Origin of the sequence: Methylosinus sp. H3A (genome assembly GCF_015709455.1) — a bacterium.
GTDB lineage: Bacteria > Pseudomonadota > Alphaproteobacteria > Rhizobiales > Beijerinckiaceae > Methylosinus.
The window spans coordinates 3,704,400-3,715,726 of record NZ_JADNQW010000005.1; the positions used below are offsets into that span (position 1 = coordinate 3,704,400).

11 protein-coding genes are annotated in these 11,327 nt (G+C 65.8%); 5 read left to right on the top strand and 6 right to left on the bottom strand.

Going from position 1 to position 11,327, the window contains the following annotated elements; genetic code table 11:
- Positions 1-16 precede the first annotated feature (16 nt).
- Positions 17-223 (top strand): hypothetical protein, encoded by a 207-nt coding sequence (locus tag IY145_RS20110; RefSeq protein ID WP_196409829.1) that lies wholly within the window; start codon positions 17-19, stop codon positions 221-223.
- An 87-nt stretch (positions 224-310) separates the two neighbouring features.
- Here IY145_RS20110 and tuf read toward each other — a convergent pair whose 3' ends face one another.
- The 4 genes from tuf to IY145_RS20130 all read right to left on the bottom strand — a co-directional run bounded on the left by tuf (position 311) and on the right by IY145_RS20130 (position 6,169).
- A complete protein-coding gene (gene tuf / locus IY145_RS20115) occupies positions 311-1,501 on the bottom strand; it encodes an elongation factor Tu (protein ID WP_196407313.1) in 1,191 nt (396 codons plus the stop codon).
- Between the two features lie 191 nt (positions 1,502-1,692).
- Positions 1,693-4,026 carry a TonB-dependent receptor gene (locus tag IY145_RS20120; protein ID WP_196409830.1) on the bottom strand — a complete coding sequence of 778 codons (2,334 nt, stop codon included), beginning with the start codon at positions 4,024-4,026 and terminating at the stop codon, positions 1,693-1,695.
- A 230-nt stretch (positions 4,027-4,256) separates the two neighbouring features.
- Positions 4,257-5,561, bottom strand: a complete 1,305-nt coding sequence (locus IY145_RS20125; RefSeq protein WP_196409831.1) for a dihydroorotase — start codon at positions 5,559-5,561, stop codon at positions 4,257-4,259.
- A gap of 44 nt (positions 5,562-5,605) precedes the next feature.
- Positions 5,606-6,169 carry a hypothetical protein gene (locus tag IY145_RS20130; protein WP_196409832.1) on the bottom strand — a complete coding sequence of 188 codons (564 nt, stop codon included), beginning with the start codon at positions 6,167-6,169 and terminating at the stop codon, positions 5,606-5,608.
- Between the two features lie 145 nt (positions 6,170-6,314).
- Here IY145_RS20130 and ftsE point away from each other — a divergent pair, with 145 nt between their 5' ends.
- From ftsE to IY145_RS20150, 4 genes are all read left to right on the top strand, one after another.
- Entirely contained in the window at positions 6,315-6,977 is a 663-nt protein-coding gene (gene ftsE, locus IY145_RS20135) for a cell division ATP-binding protein FtsE (RefSeq protein ID WP_196409833.1), read from the top strand.
- The gene (locus IY145_RS20140) at positions 6,964-7,965 is read left to right on the top strand and encodes an ABC transporter permease (protein ID WP_246722120.1); all 1,002 of its coding nucleotides are present in this window, start codon (positions 6,964-6,966) and stop codon (positions 7,963-7,965) included. Before ftsE ends, IY145_RS20140 begins: the two co-directional genes overlap by 14 nt.
- A gap of 256 nt (positions 7,966-8,221) precedes the next feature.
- The gene (locus IY145_RS20145) at positions 8,222-8,860 is read left to right on the top strand and encodes a YdcF family protein (protein WP_246722121.1); all 639 of its coding nucleotides are present in this window, start codon (positions 8,222-8,224) and stop codon (positions 8,858-8,860) included.
- A 116-nt stretch (positions 8,861-8,976) separates the two neighbouring features.
- Positions 8,977-9,759, top strand: a complete 783-nt coding sequence (locus IY145_RS20150) for a 1-acyl-sn-glycerol-3-phosphate acyltransferase (protein WP_196409836.1) — start codon at positions 8,977-8,979, stop codon at positions 9,757-9,759.
- Positions 9,760-9,805: 46 nt separating this feature from the next.
- On the opposite strand, the gene thpR is transcribed toward IY145_RS20150, so the two are convergent.
- Together thpR and IY145_RS20160 are read right to left on the bottom strand one after the other, a co-directional pair.
- Complete coding sequence (gene thpR / locus IY145_RS20155; protein ID WP_196409837.1) at positions 9,806-10,390, bottom strand: RNA 2',3'-cyclic phosphodiesterase; 585 nt, start codon at positions 10,388-10,390, stop codon at positions 9,806-9,808.
- 274 nt (positions 10,391-10,664) lie between these two features.
- On the bottom strand, positions 10,665-11,276 hold the full coding sequence (locus IY145_RS20160; RefSeq protein WP_246722122.1) for an arylesterase: 612 nt from the start codon (positions 11,274-11,276) through the stop codon (positions 10,665-10,667).
- Positions 11,277-11,327: the final 51 nt, after the last annotated feature.

Sequence of the window (11,327 nt, forward strand, 5' to 3'; positions counted from 1 at the left end):
AGAAGAGTCCCCAGCCATGTCGAAGCTCGTCGCCACCGATTTCAGCGAAACGCAATCCGCCGACCGCCCGCACGATCTGCTCGCCCGTCTCTATCGAGAGATCGGCATTTCGGCCGTCGCCGCAGCGCTCGAGGTGATGACCCATTCGGGCTCGGAACAGAGCGACGAGTCCGAGGACGCGCGTTTGCCGGCGATCCTCCTCGAAGAGCAGCTCGCAGCCTAAAGGCCGACGGCTCGCGGCCCAGTCCAGACTGCGAGCCCTTCGGCTCGCAGTCCGTTTTTGAGAGCGAGCCCAAAAGGCTCGCTTTTCTTATTCGATGATCGAGGCGACGACGCCGGCGCCGACGGTGCGGCCGCCTTCGCGAATAGCGAAGCGCAGCTTCTCCTCCATGGCGATCGGAACGATGAGGTTCACCTCCATCGCCACATTATCGCCCGGCATCACCATTTCGACGCCCTCGGGAAGGGTCACAATGCCCGTCACATCGGTCGTGCGGAAGTAGAATTGCGGACGATAGTTGGTGAAGAACGGCGTATGACGGCCGCCCTCTTCCTTCGTCAGAATATAGGCTTCCGCCTTGAACTTGGTGTGCGGCTTCACGGAGCCGGGCTTGGCCAGAACCTGGCCGCGCTCCACGTCCTCGCGCTTGGTGCCGCGCAGCAGCGCGCCGATATTGTCGCCCGCCTCGCCCTGATCGAGCAGCTTGCGGAACATTTCGACGCCCGTCACCGTCGTCTTGATCGTCGGACGAATGCCGACGACCTCGACTTCCTCGCCGACCTTGACCACGCCGCGCTCGACGCGACCCGTCACCACCGTGCCGCGGCCCGAGATCGAGAACACGTCCTCCACCGGCATCAGGAAGGGCTGATCCTTCGGACGCTCCGGCTGCGGAATATATTCATCGACCGTCTGCATCAGCTTCAGGATCGCATCATGGCCGATTTCCGGCGTCTTGTTCTCGAGCGCCGCCAGAGCCGAGCCCTTGGTGATCGGAATATCGTCGCCGGGGAACTCGTATTTCGACAGCAGCTCGCGCACTTCGAGCTCGACGAGCTCGAGCAGCTCCGGATCGTCGACCATATCGACCTTGTTCAGAAACACGACCAGCGCCGGCACGCCGACCTGGCGGGCGAGCAGAATATGCTCGCGCGTCTGCGGCATGGGGCCGTCGGCGGCGGAGACGACGAGGATCGCGCCGTCCATCTGCGCGGCGCCGGTGATCATGTTCTTCACATAATCGGCGTGGCCGGGGCAGTCGACGTGGGCGTAATGGCGATTGGCGGTCTCATATTCGACGTGCGCCGTCGAGATGGTGATGCCGCGGGCGCGCTCCTCGGGGGCCTTGTCGATCTGGTCATAGGCCGTGAAGGTCGCGCCGCCGCTCTCGGCCAGAACCTTGGTGATCGCCGCCGTCAGCGACGTCTTGCCATGGTCCACGTGACCGATCGTGCCGATGTTGCAATGCGGCTTCGTGCGTGAGAATTTTTCCTTGGCCATGCTTTCTGGTTCCAGCTTCGGTTGCGGCGCGCCTCGCGTCCCGCGCGCGCGAGCCTTTAAGGCGGTTGCCGCCTTTCTTCAAGTGCGTTCGCGATTCCGCCGGGCCGCCCAAACAACATAGGGGAGGCGCCGCCGAACGCCGCCTCCCCGTTTGATAAAGAATATTATTCAGCTATATCATGACCTTACGGTCAGAACTTGACCTTGACTCCGCCATAGGCGGCGATCGGCGCGCCCGGTCCGACGGTGCGCGGATTGCCGAAGCCCGACAGCGCCGCGGTTTCGAAATAAGTGCCGAAAGTATAGTAGCGCCGATCGAAGAGATTCTGCACCAGCGCATAGACTTCGACATTATCCATGATCTTGTAGGAGGTCTTCAGATTGACGATCCCCCAGGACGGCAGAGTCTTGTCGAGATTGGCCTCGTCGCCGGCCAGATGCACGCCGCTCGTCAAAATATAGTCGAGACCGAACTTCCATTCCGGCGTGATGTTGTAATCGAAGCCGAGCTTGACGCGATGGCGCGGAATGCCCGGCAGCACATTGCCCGGACGCACGTGAATCTGGCCATTGGCGTCGGCGAAGGGATTGTCGCCGGAATTCAGCGTCAGAGAAGAGCGGAAGGTCGCGTCGATGAGCGCGTAATCGGCGTAGAGCGCCAGGAAGTCGTTACGCCAAGTGACGCCGGCTTCCACGCCCTGCCGGCGCGTCTGGCCGACATTGGCGTAATAGCCGCGGCCTTGGATCACGTCGGAAGGCAGCGCGAGAATGTCGTCCGAGCTCTCGGTTCGAAACAAGCCGGCGTGATAGTCGAGACGGCCATTGTCGGGGCCGATGGGGTGATAGCCGCGAAAGCCCACTTCCCAGGTCCGCGCCACCACCTGCCGCAGCGGCGGATCGGAGACGAGGAAACCATCGATCATGCAGGGATGCAGGCGGTCCGAGCAGCCGTTCTCCAGCGCCGTCGGCGCGCGATTGGCTTCCGAGTAATTGCCGTAGACGGTGAATTCGGGCAGGAAATTATAGGTGAGGCCAGCGACTGGATTGACCCGCTGATAGATGGCATTGCTGTTCAGCGAGACGCCGCGGTGATCGAAGAGCGCGATATCCGCGCTGTTGAAGCGCAGGCCCGCGGTGACGGTGAGCTTGTCGGTCACATCCAGCGTGTCGAGCGCATAGACGCCCCAATAGAAATTGCGGCCGCCGACGCTCACCTGCTGGAAGCCGCCCTCGGGAACGGCGTTCTGATAGACGAGCCCGGTCGAGGCCACGGAAAGATCGGGCTGCAGCACGCCGAGCTCGGAATAGCCGCGGAAGTCGACGAATTGACGATCATGCGAGCCGCCGACGACGAGCTTGTTCTTGAAGCCGAAGATCGCCTCGTCATAAGTCCCCTGCAGCGCGAAGCCATAGGAGCGGGAATCGGTCTTCGTCTTGTCGACGCTCGCCGCCACGCCGCCGGCGAGGACCGAGGCGGGAATGAAATTGCCGGAGACGTCGCGCAGACGACGCTGGGCGTTGGTCGGCACATTGACCAGGAACGGATCATTGTCCTGACAGATGAAGGCGTTCGAGCTACAGCGCTCGACATCCGCCAGATTGCCGTCGACATGCTCCTGCCGGAACTGTCGGAAATAGGCGTTGCCGTTGAACTTCAGATGGTTCGTCGCCTCATAGGCGCCCCTGAAATTCACGAAGGCGAGATCATTGTTGGAGGTTTGCGGCGTCGTGAAGATGGAGCCGTATCCGCCCCGCTGCAGCAGATCGATCGGAGTCGCCGCCGCCGCGCCGAGCCGCGTGCCCGCGCCGGTGAAATTCAAATGGAATTCGGTCTTGTCGCCCTTATAGCCGAGATCGGCGTAGCCGCGCAGCACAGAGGAGCCCGAACGCTGCCGCCAGCCGCCGTCGCCAATGCCCTCGAAAGCGAGATAGGCGGCCCAATTGTCGATCTGCTTGCCATATTGCAGCGAGCCGAAGCGCCTTCCGTAAGAGCCGCCGCGGCCGTCCGCCTCGAAGCCCTGCCAGGTGAAGCCGTTCTTCATCTCGAGCGTCAGCGCGCCGCCCAGCGCATTGAGGCCGAACAGCGGATTGCCGCTGACGATGTCGCCATTGGCGATGGCGACAGTCGGGATCAGATCCCAATTGACCACGTCGCCGAAGGCTTCGTTGATGCGCACGCCGTCCTGATAGACGGCGAGACCCTGCGGCGTGCCGGCCACCGGCGAGGCCGAGAAGCCGCGATAGGTCACATCCGGCTGGAAGGGATTGCCGGCCACCTCGTTGATGTTGATCGAGGCGTTGCGCCGCGCCAGCGTCTCGGTGACCAGGATTGCGTGATCGCGGTCGAGATCCTTGCGCGATATGGTGATCGGATTGGTGGAAATCTTCGACTTTTCGATCCCCGCGCCCGCCTCCGGCGATGTCGCGATAATGTCGATATCGGGCAGCGCCTCCTGGGCGCGGGCCTGCAGCGCAGGCGCCGCGGCGACCATCAGCGCGACGAGGGAAATTCGGGAACCAAGCATCGTTTCTCTTCCACGTGACGGCCCGGCCGCTCGGGCGATTTTCTCGTCGAAGGCGAAGCGCCGCGGGACAACAAACGCAGAATCAGGGTTAACGCCACGCCTTCGATTTCGGGAAGTTACGGGCGGGAAACCTACGTACCTATTTCAAAGATTCACATTCGACTTGCCTGTTTTTCCCGACTTTGTCCCAAACACGGCCGCAAATCGCCTTATTTCGCTGTGGCCGAGCTTTAGCCGTCTCGCCTCTCGAAGACGGATTCTCCCGCGACATAGGTCGATTTCACCCGACCTTGCAGACGCGCAGTGTCGAAAGGCGTGTTCTTGCAGCGGGAATGCAACTCGGCCGGGTCGACGACGAAGGGCTCGTCGGGATCGAAGCGAATGAGATCGGCCGGCGCGCCTTTGGCGAGGCGTCCCTGCTCCAGACGCAGAATTTCCGCTGGCCGCGTCGACATGGCCCGCAGCAGCGTGGCCAGTGGAACATCGCCCGAATGGACGAGCCGCAATCCCGCCGCCAGCATGGTCTCGAGGCCGACGGCGCCGGCCTCGGCCTCGGCGAAGGGCAGGCGCTTCGTCTCCACATCCTGCGGATCATGGTCGGAGACGATGACGTCGATGAGCCCGCTCGCCACGGCTTCGACCAGCAGGCGACGCTCGTCCTCATGGCGCAGCGGCGGCCGCAGCTTCAGAAAGGTGCGGTAGTCGCCAATGTCGTTCTCGTTGAGCGTCAGATGGTTGATCGTGGTCCCGCAGCTCACCCGCAGGCCGCTCGCCTTGGCCGTTTCCAGCGCCGCCAGCGACAGGCCATTGGCGACGATGGAGGCGTGATAGCGCGCGCCGGTCAGCGCCGCGAGCCGCAGATCGCGATCGACGATGATGGCCTCGGCCTCTCGTGGCACGCCGGCGAGGCCGAGGCGGATCGCCAGCTCGCCGTCATTCATCACGCCCTCGCCGACGAGATCGCGATCCTCCGGGAAATGAATGATCAGCGCGTCGAAATCGCGGGCGTAGGTCATGGCCCGGCGCATGGTCTGGGCGTTGCGCAGCGAGCGTTTGCCGTCGCAAAAAGCGATCGCGCCGGCCTCGCGCAGCAGGCCGAATTCGGAGATCTCCCGCCCCTCGCGCCCCTTGGTGAGCGCGGCCATGGGCAATACGCGCACGCGGCCGGTGTCGCGGGCGCGGCGCAGCACGAAATCGACGACCGCCGGATCGTCGACGGGCGGCGAGGTGCCGGGCGTGGCGACGATGGTGGTGACGCCCCCGGCGGCGGCGGCGGCGGTGGCGGTGGCGATGGTCTCGCGATGCTCGGCCCCCGGCTCGCCGACGAAGGCCTGCATGTCGATGAGGCCGGGCGCGAGCACATCGCCCGCGCAATCGACGATGCGCGCGCTTTGCGGCGCGGCGTCGGGCTTCAGCGCCGGTCCGAGATCGGCGATCTTTCCATCGCGAACGAGGAGTCCCCCGCGAGTCTCCACGCCGGAGGCGGGATCGACGAGGCGGGCGTTGACGAAGAGGAGAGGCGCATGCGTCGGCATGGACGCCTCATTAGGCGATTTCGACGGCCAAGGGAACGCAGGCGCTATCGCGCCTCGCCGAGACTGGCGAATCGCACCTGCACATCGGCCCCGTCCGCGGGCGGCGCGGCGAGGCGGGCGCGGAACTGCACGCTCTCGCCGGCGGCGAGTTGCATCTTGGGCGCGGCGGCGGTCCAGGCGTAGCGCTCCCGCCCATCGGCGCCGCGCACGGCGAGCGCCATCGGCGGCACGCGATTGGCCGAGCGACGCAAATTCACGATCTCGCCCTCGACGGTCAGCACTTTGCGCCCGCCTTCGGTCACGATTTTAGAGGTGACGCCGCGCAGATCGAGCCCCGCTGCATTGACCTTCAAACCGATAGCCGAATAGAGCGCCGTCGCGACGGGAACGACCCGCACGATCTTCTCGCGCATGCCGATGAGCGCCATGGCCCCGAAGACGACGGCGATGATCGCCGCGATCAATGGCAGCAGGCGCTCGCGCCGGTTGCGCATGGGGTCGCTCTCGCGCGGGGGCTCTCGCCACAGCGCGGACTCGTCCCCATCGCCCGAATGCGGGGCGACGACAGAGCGGATCGGGGGAATAGGCTTGACGACATCGTTGCGCATGGCCGGTCTCCGAGCCGCCGGCGTCCATTTTCGAAATCGGCCGCCGGATATGTCGTCGATTAACCGCCGATATGGTTAATGGCCGGTGAACTGCTAATCTCACGGGCGGCGATTCTGCGCCCGCCGCGCCAATGGACACACACACTTGCTGACCTTCGAGAACGTCGGCCTGCGCTATGGAAGCGGCAGCGAGATATTGAGCGATCTCGCCTTTTCCATTGCGCCGCGTTCGTTCCAATTCCTCACCGGACCGTCCGGCTCCGGCAAGACGACGCTGCTGAAGCTCGTCTTGATGTCGCTGAAGCCGACGCGCGGACGAATCACCCTCTTCGGCAAGGACGCCGAAACGCTCGACAAGGACGCGGTGACCGAGATCCGGCGGCGCATCGGCGTCGTCTTCCAGGACTTCCGCCTGCTGGACCATTTGACCCTCTACGAGAATGTCGCTCTGCCGCTGCGCGTCATCGGCCGCGAGGAGACGAGCTATCGCGCCGAGGTGCTGGAGCTGCTGCGCTGGGTGGGGCTCGACGAGCGCATCTCCAGCCTGCCGAGCGTGCTCTCGGGCGGCGAAAAGCAGCGCGCCGCCATCGCCCGCGCGCTGATCGTGCGGCCGGAGCTGCTGCTCGCCGACGAGCCGACCGGCAATCTCGATCCGACGCTGGCGCGGCGTCTGCTGCGGCTCTTCGTCGAATTGCACAAGAGCGGAACCTCGGTCGTCATCGCCACCCATGATCTGGCTCTGATGGACCAATATGAGAGCGCGCGCCGGCTGGTGCTCGCGGACGGGCGGCTGCATGTCTTCGAATGACGCGAAATCGCCCCGCGCGGCCTTGCGCCGGCTCTCCCCGTCTCCGAGCCAAGGGCGCGACGCCTCGCTGGAGGAGACGCTCGGCCGCGAGACGCCGCTCGTTCCCACCTCCTCCATCGCCGGGCGCTCGCTCGTCATCGTCATCGCCATCATGACCTTTCTCGCGGCGCTCTCGGCCGGAGCGGCGCTGATGGTCGCCGACGCCAGCGTCGACTGGCGGCGCGATGTGGCGCGCGAGGCGAGCGTGCAGATCCGCTCTGTCGTCGGCCGCGACATAGAAGCCGACGTCAGCCGCGCGACCGCCGTTCTCGTCGCCGCCGAAGGCGTGCGCGACGTGCGCGTCTACACCAAGGCCGAGTCCGAGGCGCTGCTCGCGCCCTGGCTCGGCCAGGGCCTCGACTTCGCCGAGCTGCCCGCCCCCCGCATGATCGTCGTCAAGCTGGACGACAGCCGCCACATCGATCTCGACGCGCTGCGCCGGGAGCTCGCGCAGGCCCTGCCGAGCGCCGCGCTGGACGATCATCGGCTCTGGGTGGAGCGTCTCGGCCAGATGGCGCGCACTGTGGTGGCGGTGGCGGCGCTCGTCTTCGTGCTGATCGTCGTCGCCATGGGGCTCGCCGTCGCCTTCGCCACGCGAGCGGCCATGGTCGGCAATCGCGAGATCATAGAGGTGCTGCATCTGGTCGGCGCCGCGGACAAATACATCGCCCAGCAGTTTCAGCGCCGCTTTCTGGCGCTCGGGCTCAGGGGCGGCTTCATCGGCGGCGCCTCGGCCATGGTCTTTTTTCTCTTTTGCGGCTATCTCGCCAACCGCTGGACCGCGACGCCGGACGGCGACCAGCTCGAGGCCATGTTCGGCAGCTTTTCCCTGGGGCCCCTCGGTTTCACCGTGGTCGGCGGCATTTCCGCGGCGGCCGGGCTGCTCACCGGCTTCATGTCGCAGGAGATCGTCTTCCGCCAATTGCGGCGGCTGGACGGGGCCGAATAGACGCTTTCCGCCCGAACGGATGCGGTCGAACGATCCGGCTTCTCCCGAGACGGCGATCGCATCCGATCCGATGCGATCGGACGCGGCTGTGAATTCTTCCCGTGTATAATTTTCGTTCGGCGCTGGACGGCCTCGAGCGCCGCTTCCATCTTGTCGAGGAACCGGGGCCGACGACGAGGACGGACGCTTGCGAGCCTATGCGCGAGACGCGGGAGCAGACCGATCCGCCGCGCCCGGACGTTGGCGCGTCGCGGCCTTGTTTTTCGTTTGCTTTCTCGCCTCGGCCTTTGTCGCCGGCTTCATCGGCTTCGCCCTCTCGCTGGAGCGGACCGAATCGACGCTGACCGTGCAGGCCGACGGCGTCGTGGTGCTGACCGGCGGCTCCGATCGCGTCTTTGAGGCGGGAGGCCTTCTGGCGCGCGGCCAGGCGCGCCGGCTTCTCATCACCGGCGTCAATCGCGCGACGCGCGGCCATGAGATCGCCAAGCTCCTGCCCGTCTCGCGCGAGCTCTTCGACTGCTGCGTCGATCTCGGCTATCGCGCCCAGGACACGATCGGCAACGCGCTGGAGACGCGCGACTGGGCGCGGGCGCGCGGAATCGGCAAAGGCTCGCTCATCATCGTCACCTCCAATTATCACATGCCGCGCGCGCTGGCCGAGCTCTCGGCGGCGCTGCCCGAGGTCGAGCTCTACCCCTTCTCCGTCGTCAGCGATCATCTACGCGTCGAGGACTGGCTCGACGATTTGGCGGTGACGCGGCTCATCGCGGCCGAATATGTCAAATATCTCTATGTGCTGCTGCGCACTCGGCTGCTCGAGCCGGGCTTTTCGGCCACCGCTTCCGGACCGGCCGGCGCGACCGCCGTCTCGGAGCCGCGGCTGCCGCCGCGCTGAGGAAACGCCCGCCGGAGCGCTCGCGGCGAGAAACCGATTCCCACTTTTTCGAAATCCTGCTTAGAAGGCGTCGCCAACCCGCCCTAGCCCCGCGAAACCGTCAGGCGACCCACGCAATGCTCTTCCTGCGCTCGGTGCTGTTCCACATCGTTTTTTACGTCAATCTCATGACGCTGCAGATACTCTGGCTGCCCGGCCTGCTGATGAAGCGGCAGGCCTCGATGCAGCTCGGCCGCGTCTGGGGGCGAACGTCGCTCTTTTGGCTCGAGAAGATCGTCGGGCTGAAATTCGAGTTTCGCGGCCTCGAGAATATCCCCAAAGGTCCGATCATCGTCGCCTGCAAGCATCAGTCGATGTGGGAGACCTTCGTCCTGCCGCTGCATTCGCCGGATTTCTCCTACATCCTCAAGCGTGAGCTGGTATTCATCCCCTTTTTCGGCTGGTATCTGATGGGCGCGGAGCAGGTCGGCATCGACCGCGCCAAGGGCGGCAAGCTGCTGCCGCAGCTCATCGAGAAGACCAAGGCGCTATTCGCCGAGGGTCGGCAATTGTTTATTTTTCCGGAAGGCACGCGGCGCCCGGCCGGCGCGCCGCCGCTCTATAAATTCGGCGTCGCCCATCTCTATCGCGAGACCGGCGCGGCCTGCCTGCCGGTGGCGCTGAATTCCGGCCTGTTCTGGGCGCGCCGGGCTTGGATCGTGCGGCCGGGAACGGTGGTCATAGAATATCTGCCGCCGATTCCGGCGGGGCTCGCGCCGCGAGAGTTCTTTCAGCGCATGCAGGATACGATCGAGGCCGCCTCCGACCGCCTCATCGAAGAGGCGGTCGCGCGCGATCCCTCGCTCGCCGCCGTCGTGGAGCGCGGACGCAAAGCCGATGAGGCGACCGCCGAATCCTAGACGCGTTTCCGACGCCGAACCGGCGTCCGCTTCGGCTGGCAGCGCTCTAACGATCGTAGGCGGTGAGCTCTCGCTGACCGGCGCCGACGGCCTTGCGGTCGCGCAGCGGATAGTCGGCCTCGACGATATAGGGGCCGCCCCCGACCGAATCGCGCGAGGAGAACAGCACGAAGCGCGCCGCCTCGAAGCGCATGGGCGGGAAATAGCCGCGCGTTCCGAGATAGGTCGCGACCGACGAGCAGGACGCCCCGCGCAGGCGGGCGAGCGTCACATGCGGCACGAATTTGCGCGGCTCGGGCGGAATGCCGATGCGCCGCAGCAGTCGCTCCTGCTCCGCCTGCAGCTCGGCGAGAGCCGAATCGGCGCGCGCCTTCACCACGATGGCGCGCGGTTTGTCGCCTCCGAAGCTCGACAGCTCCTCGAGCGCGATCGAGACCGGGGGCCGGCGGATCGCGGCGAGCGTCATAGCGGCGTCATGGCCGAGCGCATCGTCCACATCCCCGATGAAACGCAGGGTGATGTGATAATTTTCGGCGTCGATCCAGCGGGCTCCCGGAAGGCCTCCGCGCAGCGCGGCGAGATCGCCGGCGACGAGAGTGGGGATTTCGAGGGCGGTGAACAGTCTGGGCATCGGAGATCCTCCATCCTGGCCTCGCAAGGCGCGCGGGAGCGGGTACAGGCCGAAGTCGCTGTCTGCTCGCAGAGCCCCGGCCCGGCCGCGTCGCGGCGGAGCGAGGGGCCGATGTCGGCGCCTCCTCGCGGATCGGCGCGCCGTCTCGGGCGCGCGCAAAGGATGGTGACCGCACTATAGCCGGAATGCGACAGCTGTATCGACAAACCCGCGCGCGACGCCCGTTTTTTCTCGACGACCGAGAGTTATGCGCGACTTCGTTCCCGGCTGCGGTTCAGCGCTGCGCGGCCTCCCGGCGCTTGGATTGCAACGAATCGAGGCTCTTTTCGACGAGCGGCGCGACGCCGGCGACGATCCTCGCGACGCCCGCCCGGCTCGGATGCAGCCCGTCGACGAGAGTCATGCCCTTTTCGCCGACGACGCCGTCGAGAAAGAAGGGATAGAGCGGCAGGCCGCGCCGCGCGGCGAGCTCGGGGAAAATCGCGTCGAAGGATTTTTTGTGATCCTCGCCGAAATTGGCGTTGGCCAGCATTCCGGCGAGCAGCACGTCGAGTCCTCGCTCCTGCGCGGTGGAGACGATCTTCTCGAGGTTTGCGCGCGTCACCGCCGGCTCGAAGCCGAGCAGCATGTCATTGGCGCCGAGCTCCAGGATCAGCAGATCCCCGCCGTCGCGCAGCGCATAGGAGAGCCGGGAAACTCCGCCTCGGGTCGTGTCGCCGGAAACGGCGGCGTTGACGACGCGGGCGTCATAGCCGTCATTCTTCAGCCGCGCCTCGAGCTGCGCCGGAAAGGCGGCGTCGGCCGGAAGCTGAAAGCCCGCGCTCAGACTGTCGCCGAAGGCGACGACGCGCAGAGGCTCGGCCGCCGCAGGGCGCGCGAACGTCATCAAAAGCGCCAGAAAAGCGGCGGCGCACAGGAAAGCGGCCGGGCCGAGCGG